Origin of the sequence: Microbacterium candidum, from assembly GCF_030315975.1 — a bacterium.
Classification (GTDB): domain Bacteria; phylum Actinomycetota; class Actinomycetes; order Actinomycetales; family Microbacteriaceae; genus Microbacterium; species Microbacterium candidum.
Window position 1 is genome coordinate 522,485 of the sequence record NZ_JASXSZ010000002.1, and the last position, 22,940, is coordinate 545,424.

The window sequence follows — 22,940 nt, forward strand, 5'->3', positions numbered from 1 at the left end:
CCCAGCTGTCAGGCGATGCCGCCCCCGTCGACGACGAGGGCCGAGCCCGTCACGTAGGAGGAGTCGTCGCTCGCGAGCCACAGGACCGCGGCCGCGATCTCGCTCGGCTGCCCCATGCGCTGCAGCGGACGGTCGGCGGCCTCGGCGAGGAAGCCGGCCTGGTCCTGGCCGAGCTGACGGGCCTCGTCGCGCAGCATCCCGGTGTCGACGTCGCCCGGGTTGACCGAGTTCACGCGGATGCCCTGCGGCCCGTGGTCGATCGCGAGCGCGCGGGTCATGTTGACGACGGCGCCCTTCGAGGCGCAGTACGAGATCGCCTGACCGCCGCCCTTCAGACCCCAGCCGGAACCCGTGTTGACGATCGAGCCGCCGCCGGCGGCCGCCATGATCGGCACGACGTGCTTGCACATGAGGAAGATCGCTCGGACGTTCACGCCGAACACGCGGTCCCACTCCTCGACGGAGGTCTCGACGGCCGTCGTGCGGCGGATGATGCCGGCGTTGTTGAAGACGACATCGACCCCTCCGAACTGCTCGACCGCGGTCTGCACGACGCGCTCGATGTCCGGCTCGCTCGACACATCGGCGGCGACGGCGATCGCGGTGCCGCCGGCGGCGCGGATCTCCTCGGCGACGGCCTCGGCCGCATCCCCGTTCAGGTCGACGACGGCGACCGCCGCGCCCTCCGCTGCGAATGCGAGCGACGTGGCGCGGCCGATGCCGCCCGCGCCGCCGGTGACGATGGCCTTCTTGCCTTCAAGACGCATGGTTCTCCTCCATGAGTTCGGGTGCGTGGACAGGATAAAGACTGGATGCGGCGGCCCCGGTGACGACGCGGACGAACCCCGCGAGCGCCGCATCCACCGCCAGGTCGCCGGTGTCGACGAGGAGCGCGCGTCCGCGCAGGTCGACGAGTTTCGATTCGGGGGCGACGACGAGGAGAGGCCCACGTCCGTCGGGCCCGTCGCCGAGCGCGCGCAGGACGCGCGCCGACAGCTGCTGGTTGCCGCGGCCGAGGAGGAACCCCTGGCCGCCGATCACGGAGACGACGGCCTGTGCGGGGCCCTCCGCGATCTCATCGAGGAGCTGCTGCTCCGAGGCAGCGGACAGGACCAGCTCGCCATCGAGCACGACGTCGACGCCGAGCGGGGTCTTCTCGACACCGAGCGCACGGGCGAGCTCCGCCATCGTGCCGCCGGGGCCGAGAAGGTAGCGCACGCCGGGCCGGAGCATGGATGCGGCTCCCCGCGCGGCAGCGGCGACCGCATCCTTCTCGTCCGTGGGTGTCGGGGCCTTGCGGGCCTGCGTCCGTCCCGCACGATAGGGGACGTTCATAAGCGCGTACAGCCGCGGCTCGACGCGGGCGCGCCGCATGGCCGCCTCGTCGATGTCGAGCACCTCGCGCTGCTGCCCGGGAAGGTCGCCGTCGAGCCACGCCGCCGCGAGCCCGCCCGCCGCACGCGGGCTCACCGCGAACACGGGCGAGTACATCTTGACCCCGGCGGGGATGCCGAGCGCGGCGACCGTCCCCCGCTGGTCGTTGAGCGAGGGAGCGCCTGCGCCCACGTGCCGGTCGTTGAGCGAGCGAGCAGTGCCCACGCGGCGGTCGTTGAGCGAGCGAGCAGCGCCCACGTGCCGGTCGTTGAGTGAGCGAAGCGAGTCGAAACGCAGTGAGTTTCCGAGATCGGCTTGCGACGTTTCGTCTCGCTGGCGCTCGCTCAACGGCCCGGATGGGTGCCAGAGACCGGCGGCGACGTCGCGGGCGGTCCCGTCGCCACCTGCGAAGAGAATCAGGGTCGCCCCAGCCGCGACCAACGCGCGGGTCGCAGCCGTCGTATCGGCCGAAGAGGTCGGGTCGCCCGGCTCGAAGACGACGACCGCCTCCAACCCGGCGGCGCGGACCGCATCCTCCCCCATCGCCCCCGCCGCCGTCAGCACGGTCGTGCCGACGGGCAGCGACCCGAGCGCGAGCGCGGCACGCGCCGACGCGCGCGCCGACGCACCACGGGCGAGCGCCGAGCGCTGCACGTCTGCGCCGTCGGAGCCGGCGAGGCCCGCGGGCCCGCCGACTCCGGCGATCGGGTTGACGATGAGTCCGAGCATCGGGTCAGGCCGCAGCGTCGACCGGGAGCTCGCCGAAGTACTTCCGGCGGTAGGCGCGCCACGTGATGGCCCAGCGCTCCGGGTCGTCGAGGTCGTCGTGGTGCGTGTGGTGCACGGTCTGGTTGTGCGGCGCGGTGCGCACGACCTCGGGCTCCTCCCGCGCCTCGCGGGCGACCTCGGCGAGCGCGGCGACGTATTCGTCGATCTCGGCCTTCGAGTACGACTCCGTGGGCTCGAGCGTGAACGGCTGCGGGACGACGTACGGGTGGTGGCTCGTCCAGTAGTGCATGCCGAAGTCCGTCATGCGGATGCCGATCTCCTCCGACGAGATGCCGGTCTCCTCGAACAGCTCCTGCCACGAGTAGCGCACCTGCTCGATGCGGCGGCGGCCCTCGGCGTACGGCGCGGAGGCCCCGGGGATGTCGGTGACCTTCTTCAGCAGGTAGTTGTTGTTGAGCACGGCGATCTCGGCGACCGCGCGCAGGCCCGCCGCTCCGAGCGCCATGGTCCACGCGTACGCACGGACGATGTTCGGGATGACGCCGTGGAACGGCGCCACCGACCCGATCGACAGCTCGCCGCCCTCGCGCACCGAGAACACGCCGTCCTCGTTCACGACGCGCGGCCCCGGGAGGAACGGCGCGAGCGCAGCGGACACCGCGTTCGCCCCCGCACCCGGGCCGCCGCACGCGTGCGGAGTCGAGAACGTCTTGTGCAGGTTGAAGTGGCAGACGTCGAAGCCGGCGTCGCGGGCGCGCGTGATCCCGAGGATGCCGTTCGCGTTGGCCTGGTCGTACGAGGCGAGCGCGCCGACGGCGTGCGCAGCATCCACCCACTCCTTGATCGCCGGGTTGTAGATGCCGGTGTCCTCGGGGTTCGTGACCATGATCGCCGCGGTGCGCGGGGAGAGCGCCGCCTTGAGGGCCGCGAGGTCGGGGTAGCCGTCGGCATCCGGGTACACCGTGATGACGTCGTAGCCGGCCGCCTTCGCCGCCGCCGCGTTGGAGGGGTGGCTGAAGATCGTCGTGATCACCTCGCGGCGCTGCTCGGCCTCGCCGTTCGCCTCGTGGTACGCGCGGATCATCGCGATGTTCGACCAGATGGCCGCAGACCCGCCCTGTGTGTGCAGCGACACCTCGTCCATGCCCGAGATCTCGGCGATCATGCGCTCCATGCGCCACACGATCTCGAGCACGCCCTGCGCATCGGCCGGGTCCTGGAGCGGGTGCATCGCCGTGAGCTGCGGGGTGCCGATCAGCTGGTCGTTCACCTTGGGCGAGTACTTCATGGTGCACGTGCCCTGGCCGATGTCGACGTTGAAGTCGGCACCGAGGTTCTCCTGCGACAGGCGCAGGTAGTGCTTCAGCACGCGCTGCTGACCCATCTCGGGCAGCGCGGGCGCCGACGCGCGGCGCATCCCCGCGGGAAGCGAGCCGAGCACGTCGCCGACCGCCACGCGGACGCCCGATTCGATCGGAGTGACGAGCACGCCGCGCTCGCCCGGGGTGGACAGCTCGAAGACGATCGGCTCGTCCCAGCTCGCCTGGTGGAATCGCCGGATGGCCGGCTTGGGTGCGACGGGGAGGCTCATGCGTTCTGCTCCTCAAGGATGTGCGAAGTGGATGCGGTGACCCGCTCGAGAGCGGCGGCCAGCCGGTCGATATCGGCTTGCGAGGTCATATCGGTGACGCACACGAGGAGCGTGCGCTCCCCGACCGCGACACCGGGCTCGATGCCCTCGGCGCGGAGCGCCCGGATGACGTCGGAGGCGCCGACGGGAAGAGTCACGGTGAACTCGCGCAGGTGCAGCGCGCCGTCGCCGAGCTCGACGCCGGGGATCGCCGCGAGCGCCTGCTGCGCGTAGCGGGTGCGCGCGAGCAGCAGCTCGCCGAGCTCCGCCATCCCCTGCGGCCCCATGAGGGAGAGGTAGACGCCTGCGGCGATGCCCCACAGGGCTGCGGCCGTGCCGACCCATTCCTTGCCCTCTTCGCGCAGCGCGAAGGACGTCCGCTCGTAGGCGACGTCGCCGAAGCCGTACTCGCCGGGCACGTCGGTCGAGGCGAGGCCGAACAGGCGCGACGGCATCTCCATGACGAACCGCGGGTCGTCGTGGACCGCGATGAATCCGCCGTGCGCGCCGCCGTACCACTGGTGCAGGCCGAGCGACTGGATGTCGCCGGTCACGATGTCCGCGCCGTGCAGCGACGGCGGGGTCAGCACGCCGTAGCCGATCGGGTCGGTGCCGACGACGAGGACGGCGCCGACCGCGTGGGCGGCGTCGGCGAGCTCCCGGATGCGGGTCTCCACGGCCCCCGAGAAGCTCGGCGTCTCGACCCACACCGCGGCGACATCGTCGCCGAGGCGCGCGGCGACGGCCGCCGCATCCGCCGTTCCGTCGACCGTCGGGACGATCTCGAGGTCGATGTGGTGACGGACGTAGTCGTGCACCTTCGAGTACTTCGCGGGCAGCACATCGCTCGCGACGAGCACGCGGCGGCGCCCCGTGAGGCGGCCCGACATCGTGAGCCCGGTCGAGGTGGCCTGGTAGCCGTCGTACACGGGGACGTTCACGACATCCATCGCCAGGAGCTCCGCCATGAGCGACTGGTACTGGAACAGCGCCTGGAAGCGACCGTGGTCCTCGTACGGCTCGCCCGCGTACGCGGTCAGGAACTCGCTGCGGTTGATCACCTCGTCGACGACGGCCGGCACGTAGTGGTTGTAGGTGCCCGCGCCGAGGAAGCTCAGGCGCTCGTCGGTCGACCGGTTCTTGGCGAGCACGCCGCGGACGTGCCGCGCGAGGTCCTGCTCGGCGAGCAGCGGCGCGGGCAGGTCGAGCGGACGGTCCAGGCGCAGCTCTGCCGGGACGTCCGCGTAGAACTCCTCCACGGATGCGGCGCCCACGGCCGCGAGCATCGCGGCCTTGACGTCGGGGGCGGTGTTCGGGATGTACGGGTGGACGAATGGTTCGCTCACGACAGCCTTTCCGGTGCGAGGGTGATGAACGGGGCGTGCTCGGCCCGCGCCATGGCGAGGACCGCGACGCCGAAGCGCTCGAGGGTCAGAGGAGATGCGGCGGTGCCGCCGGTGATGAGGTCGCGAGCGCCCGCGGGCACCTCGACCGAGATGGGGGCGTGCCCGTGGTTGAGCACGAACGTGTAATCGGTGTCGTCGCTGGAGCGCGTCACGGCCTCGAGGTGCACGTCGACGCGGTCGCGGGCCGGGAGCCCCGCCTCGGTGAGCGCGTCGCGCAGCACGGCGACGAGTCCGTCGTCGTCGAGCACGCAGCTGACGTACCACGCGGATCCCGCGCCGACAGGGCGCGAGGTGACCGCCGGAAGGCCGGCGAGCTCTCCGCTCGCGTACGAGCCGCGCACCTCGGTGCCGTCGAGCGCCTCGATCCACTCGCCCCAGATGGGGCTGTCGTAGGCGCGGCCGCCGTACGCGACGATCTCGGCGAGGCCGTCGTTCACCGGCCACTGCTCGTCGACCTCGACGCCGAGGAGCCCCCGGAACGGACCGGGCGCGCCGCCGTCGTGCACCTTCTCGGTGTCGTCGACGACCCCGGAGAAGGGGCCGACGACGACCGTGCCACCCGCGTCGGCGAAAGCGGTGAGGGCCGCCGCCTGGGCGGCATCCGCGATGTAGAGGTTCGGCACGACGACGACGTCGTAGCGGTCGAACGGACCGGTGGCCTTGACCGCGTCGACGGGGTGGCCGAGGAGGTAGAGCGCACGCTGCCACGCGCGGGCCTGCCGCGCCCAGTTCAGGCGCTGCGAAGGAAGCGACTCGACCGCGCTCGATCCCCACCACGAGTCCCAGTCCACGACGAGGGCGACACGCGAGCGCACGCGCGTGCCGCGCACCTCTTCGAGGCGCTGGAGCTCGAGGCCGAGGGCCTTCGTCTCCTGGAACGACCGCGAATCCTCACCGCGGTGGCCGAGCATCGAGGAGTGGAACTTCTCCTGGCCGTACTTGGCTTGGCGCCACTGGAAGAACATGACGGCATCCGATCCGTGCGCGACGGCCTGCAGGCTCTCCACGCGGATCTTGCCGGGCCCCTTCGGCACGTTGATGTCGCGCCAGCTCGTCCCGCTCGCGGACGACTCGAGCAGCAGCCAGGGCCGTCCGCCCTTGAGCGAGCGCATGAGGCCGTAGTTGAGCGCCGCACCGACGTGCGAGATCGGGTCGGCCGGGTCGGGATATGCGTCGTCGGTCACGACGTCCTCGCGCTCGGCGAACTCCCAGTAGTCGAGGTCGCGGAACATGCTCATGAAGTTCGTCGTGACCGCGATGTCGGGAGTGACGTCGCGGAGCACGTCGATCTCGAGCTGGAAGAGCTCCAGCATCGCATCCGATGAGAAGCGCTCGAAGTCGAGGAGCTGGGTCGGGTTGATCGGCCCCGGCGCCTTCCTCGGCGCCTCGATGTGGTCCCACGACGTGTAGCGCTGGCCCCACACGTTCACGCCCCACGCCTCGTTGAGGCCGTCGAGGTCGCCGTAGCGGTCCTTCAGCCACCGGCGGAAGTGCGCTGCCGACTCGGGGCACCAGCAGCGTGAGACATGGTCGCCGTACTCGTTCGAGATGTGCCACATCGCAAGACCCGGATGCTCCCCGTACCGCTCCGCCATCGCGCGGGTCATACGGGCGACGTTCTCGCGCCACACCGGCGAGCTCGGGCAGTAGACCTGGCGGGAGCCGAACTCCAGACGGTGGCCGTCCGCATCCATCGGCATCATCTCGGGATGCGCGCGCAGCAGCCAGCTCGGCGGGGTCGCCGTGGCCGTGGCCAGGTCGATCGCGATGCCGTTCTCGTGGAGGAGATCGAGGATGCGGTCGAGCCAGCCCCAGTCGTAGACGCCGGGCTCGGGCTCGAGCTGCGGCCAGCTGAAGATCGGCAGGCTCACCATGTTGACCCCGGCCTCGCGCATGAGGCGCATGTCTTCGGCCCAGACCTCTTCCGACCACTGGTCGGGGTTGTAGTCGCCGCCGTAGGCGAGCGCCTCCAGGCGGACGGCGCGGGGGGTGTCCACCGCGGGGTTGTCAGACACAGCGGCTCCTCTCCGAGTCAGGGCTGTACAAGAACACTGTCCAATGTATTCTGTATACAGTAAGCGTAAGGCTGATGCCGCACGAGGTCAAGCCCTAGGCTGACCGCACAGGTTAGGACGAATATGGCGATCGAACGCAAGAATCTGCGCTCCCAGGTGCGCGACGAGCTGCTCGCAAGGATGCGGGCGGGCGTCGTGGAGCCGGGCGAGGGCATCAACGAGGTGCAGCTCGCCGCCGAGCTGGGCGTCAGCCGCACCCCCCTCCGCGAAGCGCTCATCGCGCTCGAGAGCGAAGGGCAGATCGAGAGCGAGAACGGCAAGGGCTTCCGCTTCGTCCCGCTCTCCAAGAGCGAGTTCGAGGAGCTCGCCCCGATCATGGCGGCGCTCGAGGGCCTCGCCCTCGAGGTGACGCCCCGCCAGGCGCTGCCGGGCATCGGCGCACAGCTCGCGAAGCTCGCCGCGGAGTTCGATCAGGAGCTCGTGGAGCACTCGCTCGTCGTCACCAAGGACGACGAATGGCATCACCTCATGCTCAGCGCGTGCCCCAACGCGCGTCTGCTCGAGATGATCGAGAGCGTCCGCGGCGCCATCCATCGCTACGAGTCCCTCCTCGTCCCCAACGACGCGACGATCGAGCGGACCGCCGCCGAGCACGCTGAGGTCGCCCGCTGCCTCATCGACGGCGACATCCGCGGCGCGGTCGCCGCGCTGCGCGTCAACTGGATGCACGGCACCCAGCGCATCCTCGACAACGCATCGAGCCCCTACTTCACGGCCTGAGAGCCGGCACCGGTGAAGGGCTGACGGCAGGTCGCCGTCAGCCCTTCACCGCTCCGCCGAGGAGCCCCGCGACGAACTGCTTCTGGAACACGAGGAAGAGCACGAACAGCGGCAGCGTCGCCAGCAGCGAGCCGAGCATGAGCCCGGAGTAGTCCACGTGCGTGGCTCCGACCATCGTGTTCAGCGCCACCGGGACCGTGTACTTGTCCTCCGTGTTCAGCATGAGCAGCGGCCAGATGAACGAGTTCCACTGGCTGATGAACGTGTAGATCACGAGCGCGGCGATCTGCGGCCGCGCCACCGGCAGCACGATCCGGTAGAAGGTGCGCAGCTCCGACGCACCGTCGATGCGTGCGGCCTCGATGAGCGTCGTCGGGAAGTCCTGGAAGCCCTGCCGCATCAGGAAGATGCCGAAGGCGTTGGCGAGGAACGGGATGATGAGCGCCTGATACGTGTCGATCCATCCGGCGTTGGCCATCATCTGGAACAGCGGCACGAGCAGCACCTGCATCGGGATCATCATCGTGATGAGGATCACCGCCATCAGCACCCCGCTGCCGCGGAACCGGTAGGTCGCGAGGCCGTAGCCGCACATGATGCTCACGATCGAGCTGAAGACCGTGTAGACGATCGCGACGAGGAGGCTGTTCAGCATCACCTGGCCGAAGTTCGTCGTCTCCTGCAGGCGCGCGAGATTCACCCAGAACTCGCCGCCGGGCAGGATGGGCAGCGGGGTCGCGAACAGATCCGACGTCTTGTGCGTCGAGGCGACCACCATCCACAGGAACGGGACGAGGGCGAGGAGGCTCGCGACGACGAGCACGATGTAGACCGGCGACTGCAGGATGACGCGCCGCAGCCCGCTCTCGCGGCCCGATGCCGGCACCTCGCTCCGCCGCGAGCGACCGGTGACGATGAGCTGGGTGGTCATGCCTTCTCCCTCATCAGGCGGAACTGGATCAGCGAGATGATCGCGGTGAGGGCGACCAGCATCCAGGCGATCGCCGAGGCGTAGCCGCTGTCGAACTGCTGGAAGCCGACCTTGTACAGGTAGAGCACCGGCGTCAGGGTGGCGTTGTTGGGGCCTCCGCCGGTGAGGACGAAGTTCTCGTCGAAGAGCTGGAGGGCGCCGATCGTGGAGGTCACGATCGTGAAGATCAGCACGGGGCGCAGCTGCGGCACGACGATGTGCCAGAACGTCTGCCAGCGGCCGGCGCCGTCGATGCGCGCGGCCTCGTAGAGCTCGCCGGGGATGCTCTGCAGGCCCGCGAGGATGATGACCATGTTGTAGCCCGTCCAGCGCCACGTGATCGCGCCGATGAGGGCGACGCGCGCCCACCACTCGTTGTTCAGCCAGTCGACCGGGGCCACGCCGAAGATCCCGAGGAGCTGGTTGATCGCCCCGCCGTCGGTGGCGAGCATCACGCGGAAGACGACCGCGTAGGCCACGAGCGTCGTGATCGCCGGAAGGAAGGTCATGAGGCGGAACCCGCCCTTGAACCGCAGCCACGCCTGGTTCAGCAGGTACGCGAGCCCGACGGCGAGGCCGATCATGAGCGGCACCTGCACCACGAGGATCAGCCCGGCGTTGATGAGGCTCTGCCCGACGAGCGGATCCTCGAACAGGCGCGCGTACTGCTTCAATCCGACGAACGTCGTCTCACCGCCGCTCGTGGAGAAGAAGCTCTGCAGCAGCGAGACGGCGAGGGGATACGCGAAGAAGAGCGCGAGGAGGGCCGCCGCGGGCAGGGCGAACCACATGCCCGGCCGCTGCTGGCGCTTCGCGAGGCGGCCGCCGCGCGGCGAGCGCGGGAGGCGGGGCGCGGAGCCTCGGTCTTTCGACTCGAGGCTCCGCACCGAGGTGGCGACCGTCATCCCGCGATCTTCCGGCCGGTGGCCGTCGCGATCTGCTGCGCGGCCGAGTCGAGCGCGGCCTTCGGGTCCTGCCCGTTGAGCACAGCCGCCTGGACCGCGTTGGCGACGATGTCGCTGGCCTTCGAGTAGTCCGACGTGAAGCTGATCGGCTTGATCTTCGGGGTCAGCTCGGCGAACGCCTGGTACGCCTTCTGGCCGCCGAAGTACTCCTGCGGCTGCTCGAAGTAGGGCGTCTTGAGCGCCGGCAGGTACGCCGGGAACAGGCCCTCGTTCTTCATCATCGAGGCCTGGTTCTGCGCGTCCGCGAGGACGTACGCGAGGAACGCGGCCGCGAGCTGCGGGTTCTTCGCCTGCGTCGGGACGGCGAGGCCGGAGCCGCCGCTGTTCGAGGTCGGCGCGCTGCTCGAGTCGACGAGCGGCAGCGGGACGACGGCGTACTTGCCGGAGCTCTCGGCGGCCTCGCTCGTCAGGGTGCCGATCCACCACACGGCGTTGGGCGTCGTCGCGGAGTCGCCGGCCTTCGCCGAGCTGACCTCGGCATCCCAGCCCTTGACGTTCTTGATCAGGCCGTCCTTGTTCATCCCCTGGATGAGGGTCAGCACCTTGACGGCCTCGGGCGAGTTGACCGTGATCTCGCCGGCGTCGTTGAAGATGCCCTCGCCGTTCTGCTGCAGCATCATCGTGAACGGCCCGCCGGCCGACAGGTCGGAGGACAGGAGCGTGTGCCCCGTCTTCGCCTTGATCGTCTGGCCGAGGGCGATGAGGTCGTCCCACGTCTTCGCGGAGGAGATGTCGACGCCGGCCTGCGTCGCGTAGTCCGTGCGGTAGTACAGGGCGACAGTGCCGGAGTCCCACGGCGCGACGCGCAGGTGGCCCGAGGTGTCGTTGCCTGCGGCCCACTTGAAGGGATCGAACTCGCTCTTCATCGAGCCCATCACCGGGTTCAGGTCGGTGAACCCCTTCGGGAACTGCGTGATGTAGCCCTGGTTGTGGTCGGTCTCGAGCGTGATCAGGTCGGGAAGACCCGTGCCCGCCTGCAGGCCGACGGAGATCTTGTCGTAGGCGTTGTCGTAGCCGATGTCGACGACCTTGATCGTCGTGCCCTTGTGCGCCTTCTCGTACTGCGTCGCCAGGCGCTTGAGCGCCGTGGCCGCGACATCCCAGGACCAGACCGTGATCGCGCCGGTGGCGTCGCCGCCGGCCTTGAGCGTCTGCCCGCTCGACGGCGTCCCGCCACCGAATGCGCAGCCGGACAGTGCGACGGCTGCCGCCGCCGTCATCGCGGCGAGGACAATCCCGCGTCGCTTCATGTTGACCTCCTCGTCAAACCCCGAATGGATACTGAATACAGTACACATAACGTGTTGACGTCACCACCCCAGCTTCCGGAAGACGGGAAGAGGGATGCCGCGGCCTTTCGGCTGCGGCATCCCTCTTCGTTCGGGCTGGGCTCAGCGGGAGAGCGCGACGGCGTGGTCGACGAAGAGCGCCGCCGACCATCCGAACGCGGTGGTCGCGGTCGGCGCCTTCTCCCCCGTGAGCGGGTTGAAGTACTCGTGCGGGCCCCCGCCGTGCATCACGAGGGCGACGGTCCGCTCGACGAGTTCGCGCGCGAGGTCGGGGTGTCCGGAGTCGGCGAGCCCCTCGGCGACGAGCGTGTTCGTGTTGATCCACACCGGCCCCCGCCACATGCGGGTCGCGGAGAAGTCCGGGTCGCCCGCAGCGACGGTGGGCAGCCCCCACGGCGTGCCGTACCGGGCCGGATCCTCGAGAGCCGCCACAAGGGCGTCGACGATGTCGGCGGGGAGGCGGCCGGTCAGCAGCGGCATGAGGCCCGTTATCGCGTCCGAGGCGACGGGGACGCCCGCGGCCCGGGCGCGGAACACGCGGGAATCCGCATCCCACATCGCGAGCAGCTTCGCGAGCGTGCGCTCGGCACGTGCGAGGTGCGGAGCGGGGTCGAACCCGAACTCCTCCCCGAAGCGGGCGAGCTCGAGGTCCTGCAGCACGAGATAGGCACCGAGGTCGGGCGCGGTCGTCGGCAGCGGTCCGTCGAAGATGGGGCTGTCGTCGAGACCGGACGAGTACGGGTGGCCGTACTCGGGCATGCCGTCGCCGTCGAGATCGGATGCGGCGAACCACCAGTCCTGCGAGCGCCGGATCGTGTCCAGCTGCCGGGCGGCCCACGCCCGGACCTCATCCGTCGCCGGTGACGCCTCGAGGACCTTCCGCAGCGCCCACGCCGACAGCGGCGGCTTCGTCAGCGGAACGGGCGCATTCGGGTCGGCGATCTGGGAGCCCGCGCGCCGCAGGCGGTCGCGGTCCGCCTGCGGCAGGTCGTCGCTCGAGGCGAGCACGCCCTCCTCGTGCACGACGTCGGGCAGCTGGCCAGCGGCGGTCGGGAACCGGAAGGCGAGGTCGAGCTGTTCGCGCGCGAGCGCGGCGTCGCCGTGGCGCAGCCCGATCGCGATGAAGTACGCGTCCCACTGCCAGAGGCCGACATAGCCGATCTTCGACGGCACGATCGCGCGGACCTCACCGGAGTCCGGCGTGCGCAGCCGCGGCAGCGACACGATGTTCGCCCCGAGCACCCACCAGCAGAAGGCGGTCATCTCCTGCAGGTCGTCGCGGACGACCGGGCACGTGGCGAACCAGTCGGTCCACACCGCCTGCGCCGCCGACGCGGCCTCCGCGTGGGCGAGGGATGCGGCGACCTCGACGGCTCGGTCGTCCGCCACCGCGAACCGCAGGGCCGGATCGAGCGGCGCGATGCGCGTGCGCCCGTCGGGGGTCGTCCATTCCGCGGAGATGCCCGGGGCGCCAGCGCCGAGCGAGAGCGCGCCGACGCCGTCGAAGACGAGCGTCGCCGCTCCACCGCCGAACGTCACCGCGTGCGGCAGCACGTCCGTCACGGGAAGCACGGAGCCGGCGGCATCCCGCACGATGAGCAGGTCCAGCACCCGGCACTCGTCGAGCTGCTTCTCGTACTCGGCGGTGTGCACGCGCACTCCGCCGCCCTCCTCCGCGCGGAACACGATGATCCGCGAGGAGGGCAGCGTGAAGGGCGCGCGCACGAGGTCGAGGTGACGCCCCGCGAGCGCGGCGAGATCGGTCATCGTCCGCCGAGCCCGGATGCGGCCATGCTGCTGATGATCTTGCGCTGGCCGATGATGAACACGATCAGCATCGGGATCGTGGAGATCGCCGAGGCGGCCATCACGAGTCCGTAGTTGACCGAGCCGAACTGGCCCTGGAAGCTCTGGAGCAGCAGCGGCACCGTGAACAGGTCGGGCGTGTTCAGGAGCACGAGCGGGAACAGGAACGCGTTCCAGACGTTGATCGCCGTGATGATGCTCAGGGCGGCGATGCCGGGCCGCAGGTTCGGCAGCACGACGCTCCAGAAGATGCGGAAGCGGCCCGCGCCGTCGACGAGCGCCGCCTCCTCGAGCTCTCGCGGCAGCGCGAGGACGAACTGACGCATGAGGAACACCGCGAACGGGTTCGCGAGCAGCGCCGGGACGATGAGCGACAGGTGCGAGTCCACCCATCCGAGCTTCGACATCAGCAGGTAGAACGGGATCAGCGTGACCTGTGCCGGGATCATCTGCGTCGCGAGGAACACGATGAACAGCACGCGGCCGCCGCGGAAGCGGATGCGCGCGAACGCGTAGCCCGCCATCGACGCCGTGATGATCGTGCCGACGACGACCAGCACGCCGATGTAGATGCTGTTGAAGTACGCCTGCGCGAAGGGGACCGAGTTCCAGGCGTCGATGTAGTTCTGGATCGTGAACGGCGCCGGCAGGAACGACAGCGGGGCCTTCAGCAGCTGCGGCAGCGTCTTGAACGACGTCAGGATCATCCAGATGAACGGGAAGACGAAGAGCAGGCCGACGGCGACCAGTACGACGTGCAGCAGCGTCGAGCGCGCGCGACGCTTGCCGCGGCCGCCGCCGGGCCGGGGCGTCAGTCCGGGTGCGGTCATCGCGATCGTCGACTCGGTCGCGGGTGCGGGGGGATTCAGCGTGGTCATGCCGGGTCGTCCTCGTAGTGCACGAACTTCTTCTGCGCGCCGAACTGGATCGCCGTGATGACGAGCGTCAGGATCAGCAGGATGATGGATGCCGCGCTCGCCGGCCCGAACTCGAACCGAGTGAAGCCCAGATCGAAGATGTGGTACACGATCGTGCGGGTCGCGTTGTCGGGTCCGGCCTTCTTGACGAGGACATAGACCACGTCGAAGGTCTGCAGCGACGAGATGAACGCGATGACCGACGAGAAGAACACGATCGGCGACAGGAGCGGCAGGCGGATGCTCCAGAAGAGCCGCGTCGCGCCGGCGCCGTCGATGCGGGCCGCCTCGATGACCGACGGCGAGATGTTCTGCAGTCCGGCGAGGAAGATCACGACGTTGAGGCCGAGCGACGACCAGATCGTGACGATGCAGACGGCGAGGAGCGCGAGGTGCGGGTCTTGCAGCCAGTCCGGCGGCGTGACCCCGAACACCTTCGAGATGACGGTCGACAGGACGCCGTCCGAGCGGAACATCTGCTGCCAGATCATCGCGACCGCCACCGTCGAGGTGACGACCGGCGCGAAGAACAGGACGAGGTAGAGCGTCTTGGTCTTCAGCTTCTCCAGGGCGACCGCGATGATGACGGCGAGCCCCAGGCCGATCGGCACCGTGACGGCGGCGATGATCAGGGTGTTGGCGATGGACTTCCACAGGAGGTCGTCCTGGAACTCCTTCGTGAAGTTCTCGAAGCCGACCCACGTGAGGGTGCCGAGGCCGTCCCACTGGGAGAACGCGAGAACGAGGCTCGCCGCGAACGGGACGACGACGAACAGCAGCATGCCGAACAGCTGCGGGGCGATGAAGACGTAGCCCCAGCGGCGGTCTCGGCGGCGCCAGGCCGCTTCCTTGCGCGTGTCGATCGGGCCGCCGGGTGCTGCAAGCTCAGCCTGCAGCACCCGCTCGCCCGCGGCGATCCCGCTCACCTCACTGACCGGTCTTGCTCTTGATCAGCGCGGCGCTCTGGTCGAGCGTGTCCTTCCCGGTCGACTTGCCCTGGTAGAGCTTCAGATACAGGTCGCTGATGTCGGTGGACAGGTTCGGCACGCGCGCCTCGGTGGCGTAGTCCTCGAAGCCGATGTCGCGCATGTCGAGGAAGGTCTGGGCGTGAGCCGGGTACCCCTCGAGGACGACCTTGTCGGCGCCCTTGATCGACGGGACGGCGTTGCCCGAGCCCGACAGGCGGAAGGTCTGACCCTCGGCGCTCAGCCACTCGGTCCAGAAGGTGAACGAGGCGTCCTTCGACTTCGTCGCGCTGTTCATCGCGAGGTACGACGTCGCGACTCCGGTCGGTGCGGCCTTGCCGTCGGGTGTCGGCCACGGGGCGATGTCGTAATCCTGGGGCGTCCCGCTCTGCTGGGCGGTCGCGATGCCGTAGCGGCCCTCGATGTAGAAGCCCGTCTTGTGGCTGACGAAGATGCTGTCCGCGCCCGCGCCCTGCGGCAGCGTGTCGGCGACGACGAACTTCCCGTCCTGGAAGTACTTGCCGAGCTGGTCGACGGAGGACTGCGTCGTCGGGTCGGTGTTGCCGACGAACTTCCCGCTCTTGTCATATGCGGTGCCGCCCTGCGACGAGATCCAGCTGTAGTGCGTCGACCAGTAGTTCCAGAAGATCGAGCCGGTGAGGCCTGCGGCCTTGAGCTTGTCGTTCATCTGCAGGTACGTGGAGGTGGTCCACTTGCCCTGCGCCGCGAGATCGGCCGGGTTCTCGGTGATGCCGGCCGCCTTCAGCGCTGCGGTGTCGAACCACATGACGTCGGGGTTGGCGTCGTTCGGGGCGGCGTAGTACTTGTTGTCCTTGAGGGCGGCGCCCCACAGGCCCGGGAAGAAGTCGGACGCCTTCGACTTGCTGGCGCTCGAGTCCATGAGCGAGGTCATGTCCATCAGGCGGCCCGAGTCGACGAACTGGCCGATCTTGTCGTCGCCGACGTAGAAGACGTCGGGCGCGGTGTTGCTGGCGAGCTGGGCGAGCAGCTTCGAGTGGTAGTCGTCGTAGGAGGCGACCGGCTGGAGCTTGACCGTGATGTCGGGGTGGCGCTTCATGAAGTCCGCGTCGAACTCCTTGAACTTCTTGAGCTCGTCGGCGGAGCCCCACGTCGCGAAGACGACCGTCTTCGATCCGCTGGAGGAGCCGCCGCCACCGCTGCAGCCGGCCATGCCGAGCGCCAGCGCGGAGGCTGCGCCGATGGCGACGATGTACCTCATCTTCGGGTTGATGCGGGACATTCCCTTACCTCTTTCGTCATTGGAAGAACGCACCGGCGGTGCGAACCGGCACTCAGTATTCTGTATACAGCACGCAGGATTGTCAAGATCGGATGCGGCAGAATCTATGCATGGCCGCCCCGAACCTCCGCCCCGATCACGCCTGCCTCATCGTGCACGGGAAGGATCAGCCGGGAATCGTCGCGGCGGTCTCGGCGCTCATCACGCGCAACGGCGGCAACATCGTCGCGCTCGACCAGTACTCCGAGGAGCCCACCGGGGGCGCCTACTTCCAGCGCGTCGTGTTCCACCGCCCGAACCTCGCGGCGGCGCTGCCGGAGATCCAGGCCGACCTCGAGGCGACGCTCGGCAGCGCCTTCGACCTGCAGTGGTCGCTCACCGACCAGTCGACGCCGAAGCGCATGGCGATCCTCGCGTCGCAGCAGGACCACTGCCTCCTCGACCTGCTGTGGCGCCACCGCCGGGGCGATCTGCCCGTGACCGTGCCGATGGTCATCTCCAACCACACGTCATCGGCGGAGGACGTGCGGTCGTTCGGGGTGCCGTTCTTCCATGTGCCGTCGGTGCCGGGGCCGGACAAGTCGGCGTCGGAGGCGAAGATCCTCGAGCTCCTGAAGGGCAACGTCGACTTCGTCGTGCTCGCCCGCTACATGCAGATCCTGTCGCCGGCCTTCCTCGAGCAGCTCGGCGTGCCGGTCATCAACATCCACCACTCGTTCCTGCCGGCCTTCATCGGCGCCGAGCCGTATCGCAAGGCGAAGGAGCGCGGGGTCAAGCTCATCGGAGCGACGTCGCACTATGTGACGGGCGACCTCGACGAGGGCCCGATCATCGAGCAGGACACCATCCGTGTCACGCACGCCGACTCCGCCGCCGAGCTCGCGCGACGGGGGGCGGATGTGGAGCGCCAGGTGCTCTCGCGCGCCGTGCTGTGGCACGCCGAGGACCGCGTCATCCGGCACGGCAACCACACCATCGTCTTCTAGAGGCTCATGCTGGCGGGGCGCGCGGCGGCGCGGATCAGCCGCTCCCCCACCTCGACGAGCGCGGTCCGCACGGCGTCCCCCTCGATGACCTCGAACTCGAGGCCCGACATGCCGAGGTAGGCGGCGAACTCCTCCGGTCGCCGCGCGCCGGCCGTGAGGATGCAGGTGCCGCCCGTGTCTGCCGTCACCGTCGCGACCGTCGGGTCGAAGATGCGGGCGACCTCGGCCGCCGAGGCGTGCATGCGCACGCGCGCGCGATGCTCGTACGGCGCCGTGGTGATGCTCCGTGACGTCAGCCGCCGCAGCGCATCGTCGGGGATCTCGCGCTCCGCGAACCCCTCGCGGAGGATGACGGGGTGCTGCATCCGGTCGATCCGGAGAGTGCGCCGGGCCTCGCGTTCGGCGTCCAGGGCCACGAGATACCAGCGCCCGGACGGGCGTGCCGACGGCCGTCATCGTCTTCGCCCACGACGTGGGCCTGCGCTTCGCGGAGGAGCCGCACCACAACATCGTGCGCTGGACCGACGTCGAGGATCGCGGCGGGCACTTCGCCGCACTCGAGGAGCCGAAGGTGCTCGTCGACGACGTGCGCGCATTCTTCGGCGCACTGCGGGACGAGGAGGCGTGACGCGGCGCCGTCAGGGCAGCAGCGCCGCGCGCAGGAAGCGATGGAGCACGTCGGCGAAGTCGGCGGGCTCCCAGCCGGCGCGGTCGACGAAAGCCTCGGAGAGGTCGGCCGTCGCGACCATCAGGATGTCGCGCGCGCGTTCTGCCGTGAGCCCCTGACGAAGATGCCCGCCCTCGACCAGGTAGGCGACGTTGTGCATCATCCTCTCGGCTCGCCCGGCGTCGATCCGCTCGAGCAGGAGCCCGGCATCGGCGTCGGTGACGGCGGCGGTGCGAACGAGCCGATAGACCGGGGCAGCGAGCGGAGCGACCTCGGTCGCCATCCGGCTCCAGTGCGCGAGCAGCTCGTCCGGATTCCGCGCGGCGCGCGCCCCGTCGTCGGAGCGCGCCTCCGCGGGACGTTCGCTCTCGCCCGTGAGCGCCGAAGTCCAGATCGCTTCGACGAGGCCGGCCCGACTCCCGAACGCCTTGTAGACGGTTTCCGGCGAGACGTCGGCATCCGCCGCGATCTCGGCGATCGTCGTCGCGTGATAGCCGTCGGCGAGGAATCGCTCCCGCGCGGCATCGACGATCCGCGCGCGTCTCTGCGCCGCTGCGGCGCGGCGCCCGCTCGCGTCGTACCGCCTCTTGACATCCGGCTTCACCACGCGCACCATCATAATCAATACAGATGGCAGCATCCAATATTGGAGGTCTGTGATGGACGATGTCATCGACCGGATCTGCGCGGCGACGAACGCGCATGACCTGGATGCGCTGGTGGGATGCTTCGCCGACGACTACCGCCTCGAGATGCCTGTGCACCCCGGCCGCGACTTCCGCGGAAGCGCGCAGGTGCGCACGAACTGGGCCCAGATCTTCGCGGGCGTTCCCGATCTGCGCGCCGAGGTGCGTGCGCGCGCGTCGGACGGCCCGTCGAGATGGACCGAGTGGCGGATGTGGGGCACCCGCCGCGACGGCGTCCCGCACGACATGCGCGGCGTCGCGATCTTCGAGGTCGGGAACGAGGACGGCGTCGAGCGGGCCAGGGCGTGCCGGTTCTATCTCGAGCCCGTCGAGTACGACAGCGGAACGGTGGATGACGACATCCGCCGCCGCGTCGGGCCATGATCACGGTCGCCGGCGGCACCGGGCGCCTGGGGAGTCTCGTCGCCGCCGGCCTCCTCGAGCGCGGCGAGAGGGTGCGCGTGGTCGCGCGCCGCGCGCGACAGCTGCCGGACGGAGCAGAGTTCGTGTCCGCGGATCTGCGGGATCCTTCATCCGTCGCCGCGGCCGTCGCGGGCTCGCGGGTCGTCGTCTCCGCGATCAACGGCCTCGACCCGCAGGCGGGGGAATCGCCCGCCGAGGTGGACCGCGACGCGAACCTTCTTCTCACCGCGGCGGCGAGGGATGCGGGCGCGGACCTCGTGCTCGTGTCGATCATCGGGGCACGCCCCGGCAGCCCGATCGAGGTCGCGGCGATGAAGCACGCGGCGGAGCGCGCGACCCGCGAAGCGGCGGGCCTCGACTGGACGATCGTGCGCAGTGCCCTGTTCGCCGAACTGTGGCGGGACATCCTGCGTCAGACGGCCGCCCGCTCGAGGAGGCCGGTCGTCTTCGGCCGTGGCGAGAACCCCATCAACGTCGTGTCGGTCGCAGATGTCGCACAGGTCGTCGTGCGCGCCGCGCTCGACCGGGACCTCCGCGGCCGGGTGATCGAGATCGGCGGCCCGAGGAACGTCACCATGAACGAGCTCGCCCGGTGGGCGACGGGGTCGGAGCGGCCACGCCACATCCCGCGCGGAGTGCTCCGAGCGTCGGCCGTGGCGATGGCACCGGTACGTCCCGCGATCGCCCGACTGATGCGCCAGTCGCTCGCGATGGACACCGCCGACCTGACCTACGACGCGTCCGCAGCACGCGCCGAGTTCGCGTGGCTGCCGTGTCACGACGTCGTCGGGCAGGCCGTCAGTACACGTACTCCATGAGCTCGACGCCGAGGGCGCGGAAGGCGGCGTGCGCGCGCAGCCGGTGCATGATCGACAGGTCGTCGAAGCACACGATGAGCGCATAGGAGACACCTGCACGGGGGCCGGCGAGCACGCCGGCCTCCACGCGCACGCCGTCGTCGCGACCGGTCTTGTTGATGAACAGCAGGCCGTGGTCGTCGTTCTCGTGCGCGAACGGGTCGAGACCGGTAGCGGATGCCACGAGCGACAGATCGTGGTTGAGGCTCAGCCACTCGGCGACCTGGGCGCTGACGCCCGCCGAGATCGCCTCCGAGTTCACGAGCGACGCGAACATCGCGGCGAGCTCCTCCGCCGAACCGAGCGCGAAGTGCGGAGCGTCGTCCGGCCCGCGGTGATCGCGGAAGCGGTCGAGGAGCGCCGCGCGGGACAGCCCCATCGATTCGATGCGGGATCGGACCGCGGGCAGCCCGACCCGCTCGATGAGCGCGTTCGTCGCGATCGCGTCCCCGGTCGCGGCGGCGAGCACGGCGAGGTCGACGAGCGGCAGGGCCGGCGCCTTCAGGTGCTGCCACACCCCGCCGACCTCGACCGGCTCGAGGTCCTTGCGGTCGACGATCTCGTAGGGATGCAGCGTCCCGCGCTCGAACTGCGCGGCCACCTCGATGAGCAGGGGCACGACCCCGAGCCCGGCGATCGGCAGGGTGACGGTGTCGTCGCCGGAGAGGATGACGGTGCCGCGGTCGAGATCGACGATGCGCACCGAGACCTTCGCGCCGGTGGCGGCCAGTTCGTCGAGGGCGGCGAGGGTCGTGGGGAACGTGCCCACAGCGCCCCGGCGCGCGGGCTTGCCCGCGCTGCGGCCCGGCGTCTTCGGGACGCCGCCGCGACGCGACGGCCCGGTCCGCTGGACCTGGATGCGCCCGGTCGGCGTGCGCTCGACGCGCACCGGCCGCTCGATGCGCGCCACCCGCTCGCGCTTCTCGACGGGCTTGGACTCGGGCTTCGGTGCGTCGCGCCGGGCCGCCGCATCCCGTCTCGAGGATGACGACGAGGTCGTCGTCGGAGGCGGCGGCGCCGACCGAGACCGCCGCGACGGAGGTGCGGGGGGTCGCTCGTCACCCGTGGGGGCTGGGGGCGCCGGCACGGGTGGGACAGGCTGGGGGTCGTTGCGGGAGCGCCGCGACGCGCGGGTTTCGGACATGGGTCCCGTGGGGGGAGTCGGGGGCGGAGTGGATGCCGGGTCCGGTCGGGGGTCCGTCACGGCAGGAGGTCAGGCGCCGGTCACCAGATCGTGACGCGCTGATCGGCGGGGAGCCACAGCGCATCCGATTCGGTGACGTCGAATGCATCGTAGAACGCGTCGATGTTCCGCACGATCTGGTTGCAGCGGAACTCGTTCGGCGAGTGCGGGTCGATCGTGAGCAGGCGGATGGTCTCGGCATCGCGCCCCTTCTGCTGCCAGATCTGGCCCCAGCTGAGCAGCATCCGCTGGACGCCGGCGTAGCCGTCGACCTCCTCGGTCTCGCTCGCGCCCGTGCGCTCGAGTGCGATCGCGTACGCCTTCAGCGCGATCCCCAGCCCCCCGAGGTCGCCGATGTTCTCGCCGATCGTCAGCGCGCCGTTGACCCGGTGGTCGTCGAGCCCGCGCGGCGACAGTGCGTCGTACTGCGAGATGAGAGCCTTCGTGCGCTCCTCGAAGGCCGCGCGGTCGTCGTCGGTCCACCAGTCGCGCAGCGACCCGTCGCCGTCGTAGCGGCTCCCCTGGTCGTCGAAGCCGTGACCGATCTCGTGGCCGATGACGGCGCCGATGCCGCCGTAGTTGGCCGCCGCATCCCGATCCGCGTCGAAGAACGGGTACTGCAGGATCGCCGCGGGGAACACGATCTCGTTCATGAGCGGGTTGTAGTACGCGTTGACCGTCTGCGGGGTCATGAACCACTCGTCGCGGTCGATCGGCTTGCCGACCTTGCCGAGCTGACGGTCGTGCTCGTGGACGTGCGCACGGCGCATGTTGCCGACGAGGTCGGAAGCGTCGATCTCGAGCGTCGAGTAGTCCTTCCACTTCACCGGGTACCCGATCTTGGGCGTGAAGGCGTCGAGCTTCGCGAGCGCGCGCTCGCGCGTCTCCGCGCCCATCCACTCGAGGTCGGCGATCGAACGGCGGTAGGCCTCGACGAGGTCGGCGACGAGCTCGTCCATCGCCTCCTTCGCGGCCGGCGGGAAGTGGCGGTCGACGTAGACGCGGCCGACGGCCTCGCCCATGGCGGCCTCGACGACGCTGACCCCGCGCTTCCACCGCTCGCGGTTCACCGGGACGCCGGTGAGCTGCGTGCCGTAGAAGGAGAAGTTCTCGTCGACGAACTCGTCGGAGAGGAACGCGGCGGCACCGTGCACGATCTTGAAGCGCAGCCACGACTTCCACGCCTCGAGGCGGTCGGCGACGAGGAGGCCGCCGAGGGACTCGACGAAGCTCGGCTGGTAGACGACGACCTCCGCGAAGGCGTCGGCGCGGCCCGGTGCGATGCCGTCGAGCCACGGCTGCAGGTCGACCCCGGCGAGGGTCTGCACCTCGTCCCACGAGCGCAGGTTGTAGGTCTCGACGGCGTCGCGGCTGCGCACGTTGTCCCAGTGGTTCGTCGCCAGGTCGGTCTCGAGCGCGACGATGCGGTCAGCCTGGGCCGCCGCATCCTCGATCCCCGCGAGGCCGAGGATGCGCTCGATGTGCTCGCGGTAGACGATGCGCGTCTCGGCGAAGTTCTCGAGGCGGTAGTAGCTCTCGTCGGGCAGCGTGATGCCGCCCTGCACGAGGAACGGGACGTACCGCGTCGGGTCGCCCGGGTCGGGTTCGACGTACAGGTCGATGATGCCGCCGACGCCGTCGCGCTCCAGTTCGCCGACCGTGCGCAGGAACGCCGCGACGGAGTCGATGGCGTCGACGCTCTCCAGCTGGGCGACGAGGGGGGATGCGCCGAGCTCGGCCACGCGCGCGGTGTCCATGAAGCTCGCGTACAGGTCGCCGATCTTGCGGGCCTCGGTGCCGGCCTCGGCCGTCTGCGATTCCTCGATGATCGCGCGGACGTCCTTCTCGGCCTGCTCCGCGATGAGGTGGAAGGACCCCCAGCGCGCCTTGTCCTCCGGGATCGCGGTGCGTTCGATCCAGTTCCCGTTCACGTGACGGTAGAGGTCGTCCTGCGGGCGGATCTCGGCGCTCAGCTCATCGAGCTCGAGACCGGAACGGGGGGAGACGGTCATTGCTCCAGGATATGGGTCC

Annotated in this window: 21 protein-coding genes and 1 pseudogene; 5 read left to right on the top strand and 17 right to left on the bottom strand. The window is 69.9% G+C overall.

Features of this window, described 5'->3' with window-relative positions; genetic code table 11:
- Positions 1–8 precede the first annotated feature (8 nt).
- The 5 genes from QSV35_RS08815 to QSV35_RS08835 are packed head-to-tail and all read right to left on the bottom strand — an operon-like array spanning position 9 to position 7,154.
- Positions 9–767 carry an SDR family NAD(P)-dependent oxidoreductase gene (locus QSV35_RS08815; RefSeq protein WP_286288313.1) on the bottom strand — a complete coding sequence of 253 codons (759 nt, stop codon included), beginning with the start codon at positions 765–767 and terminating at the stop codon, positions 9–11.
- Positions 757–2,103, bottom strand: a complete 1,347-nt coding sequence (locus QSV35_RS08820; RefSeq protein WP_286288315.1) for an ATP-NAD kinase family protein — start codon at positions 2,101–2,103, stop codon at positions 757–759. The genes QSV35_RS08815 and QSV35_RS08820 overlap by 11 nt, the downstream gene beginning before the upstream one ends.
- A 4-nt stretch (positions 2,104–2,107) precedes the next feature.
- Positions 2,108–3,694: an aminomethyl-transferring glycine dehydrogenase subunit GcvPB gene (gene gcvPB / locus QSV35_RS08825; protein ID WP_286288317.1), complete on the bottom strand. Its 1,587-nt coding sequence runs from the start codon at positions 3,692–3,694 to the stop codon at positions 2,108–2,110.
- Positions 3,691–5,079: an aminomethyl-transferring glycine dehydrogenase subunit GcvPA gene (gcvPA, locus tag QSV35_RS08830; RefSeq protein WP_286288318.1), complete on the bottom strand. Its 1,389-nt coding sequence runs from the start codon at positions 5,077–5,079 to the stop codon at positions 3,691–3,693. The genes gcvPB and gcvPA overlap by 4 nt, the downstream gene beginning before the upstream one ends.
- Positions 5,076–7,154 (bottom strand): beta-galactosidase, encoded by a 2,079-nt coding sequence (locus QSV35_RS08835; RefSeq protein WP_286288319.1) that lies wholly within the window; start codon positions 7,152–7,154, stop codon positions 5,076–5,078. The genes gcvPA and QSV35_RS08835 overlap by 4 nt, the downstream gene beginning before the upstream one ends.
- Before the next feature lie 123 nt (positions 7,155–7,277).
- On the opposite strand from QSV35_RS08835, the gene QSV35_RS08840 reads away from it, so the two are divergent.
- Complete coding sequence (locus tag QSV35_RS08840; protein ID WP_286288320.1) at positions 7,278–7,934, top strand: GntR family transcriptional regulator; 657 nt, start codon at positions 7,278–7,280, stop codon at positions 7,932–7,934.
- 37 nt (positions 7,935–7,971) lie between these two features.
- On the opposite strand, the gene QSV35_RS08845 is transcribed toward QSV35_RS08840, so the two are convergent.
- From QSV35_RS08845 to QSV35_RS08875, 7 genes are all read right to left on the bottom strand, one after another.
- Positions 7,972–8,865, bottom strand: coding sequence for a carbohydrate ABC transporter permease (locus QSV35_RS08845; protein WP_286288321.1), 894 nt, complete (start codon positions 8,863–8,865; stop codon positions 7,972–7,974).
- Positions 8,862–9,809, bottom strand: a complete 948-nt coding sequence (locus tag QSV35_RS08850; protein ID WP_286288322.1) for a carbohydrate ABC transporter permease — start codon at positions 9,807–9,809, stop codon at positions 8,862–8,864. Before QSV35_RS08850 ends, QSV35_RS08845 begins: the two co-directional genes overlap by 4 nt.
- Positions 9,806–11,119 (bottom strand): sugar ABC transporter substrate-binding protein, encoded by a 1,314-nt coding sequence (locus QSV35_RS08855; protein ID WP_286288323.1) that lies wholly within the window; start codon positions 11,117–11,119, stop codon positions 9,806–9,808. Before QSV35_RS08855 ends, QSV35_RS08850 begins: the two co-directional genes overlap by 4 nt.
- Positions 11,120–11,260: 141 nt before the next feature.
- Positions 11,261–12,925, bottom strand: a complete 1,665-nt coding sequence (locus QSV35_RS08860; protein ID WP_286288324.1) for an amylo-alpha-1,6-glucosidase — start codon at positions 12,923–12,925, stop codon at positions 11,261–11,263.
- Complete coding sequence (locus QSV35_RS08865; RefSeq protein ID WP_286288325.1) at positions 12,922–13,842, bottom strand: carbohydrate ABC transporter permease; 921 nt, start codon at positions 13,840–13,842, stop codon at positions 12,922–12,924. Before QSV35_RS08865 ends, QSV35_RS08860 begins: the two co-directional genes overlap by 4 nt.
- Positions 13,839–14,807, bottom strand: a complete 969-nt coding sequence (locus tag QSV35_RS08870; protein WP_286288326.1) for a carbohydrate ABC transporter permease — start codon at positions 14,805–14,807, stop codon at positions 13,839–13,841. The genes QSV35_RS08865 and QSV35_RS08870 overlap by 4 nt, the downstream gene beginning before the upstream one ends.
- A 1-nt stretch (position 14,808) precedes the next feature.
- Positions 14,809–16,107 carry an extracellular solute-binding protein gene (locus QSV35_RS08875; protein WP_286288328.1) on the bottom strand — a complete coding sequence of 433 codons (1,299 nt, stop codon included), beginning with the start codon at positions 16,105–16,107 and terminating at the stop codon, positions 14,809–14,811.
- Between the two features lie 110 nt (positions 16,108–16,217).
- Here QSV35_RS08875 and purU point away from each other — a divergent pair, with 110 nt between their 5' ends.
- Positions 16,218–17,093 (top strand): formyltetrahydrofolate deformylase, encoded by an 876-nt coding sequence (gene purU, locus QSV35_RS08880; RefSeq protein WP_286288329.1) that lies wholly within the window; start codon positions 16,218–16,220, stop codon positions 17,091–17,093.
- On the opposite strand, the gene QSV35_RS08885 is transcribed toward purU, so the two are convergent.
- A complete protein-coding gene (locus QSV35_RS08885; protein ID WP_474098943.1) occupies positions 17,090–17,458 on the bottom strand; it encodes a WYL domain-containing protein in 369 nt (122 codons plus the stop codon). The two genes, purU and QSV35_RS08885, sit on opposite strands and share 4 nt — an antisense overlap.
- A pseudogene (locus tag QSV35_RS20070) lies at positions 17,459–17,515 on the bottom strand (hypothetical protein); the annotation flags it as partial.
- A 17-nt stretch (positions 17,516–17,532) separates the two neighbouring features.
- On the opposite strand from QSV35_RS20070, the gene QSV35_RS08890 reads away from it, so the two are divergent.
- The gene (locus QSV35_RS08890; protein ID WP_286288331.1) at positions 17,533–17,721 is read left to right on the top strand and encodes a hypothetical protein; all 189 of its coding nucleotides are present in this window, start codon (positions 17,533–17,535) and stop codon (positions 17,719–17,721) included.
- Positions 17,722–17,731: 10 nt separating this feature from the next.
- Here the strand turns inward: QSV35_RS08890 and QSV35_RS08895 are convergent, their stop codons facing one another.
- Entirely contained in the window at positions 17,732–18,367 is a 636-nt protein-coding gene (locus tag QSV35_RS08895) for a TetR/AcrR family transcriptional regulator (protein WP_286288332.1), read from the bottom strand.
- Between the two features lie 52 nt (positions 18,368–18,419).
- On the opposite strand from QSV35_RS08895, the gene QSV35_RS08900 reads away from it, so the two are divergent.
- Positions 18,420–18,830: a nuclear transport factor 2 family protein gene (locus tag QSV35_RS08900; RefSeq protein WP_286288333.1), complete on the top strand. Its 411-nt coding sequence runs from the start codon at positions 18,420–18,422 to the stop codon at positions 18,828–18,830.
- Positions 18,827–19,687, top strand: a complete 861-nt coding sequence (locus QSV35_RS08905) for an SDR family oxidoreductase (RefSeq protein WP_286288334.1) — start codon at positions 18,827–18,829, stop codon at positions 19,685–19,687. The genes QSV35_RS08900 and QSV35_RS08905 overlap by 4 nt, the downstream gene beginning before the upstream one ends.
- Here QSV35_RS08905 and QSV35_RS08910 read toward each other — a convergent pair.
- Positions 19,668–20,636: a serine hydrolase gene (locus tag QSV35_RS08910; protein ID WP_286288335.1), complete on the bottom strand. Its 969-nt coding sequence runs from the start codon at positions 20,634–20,636 to the stop codon at positions 19,668–19,670. The two genes, QSV35_RS08905 and QSV35_RS08910, sit on opposite strands and share 20 nt — an antisense overlap.
- Before the next feature lie 314 nt (positions 20,637–20,950).
- Positions 20,951–22,921, bottom strand: coding sequence for a M13 family metallopeptidase (locus QSV35_RS08915; RefSeq protein WP_286288336.1), 1,971 nt, complete (start codon positions 22,919–22,921; stop codon positions 20,951–20,953).
- Between the last annotated feature and the right edge of the window lie 19 nt (positions 22,922–22,940).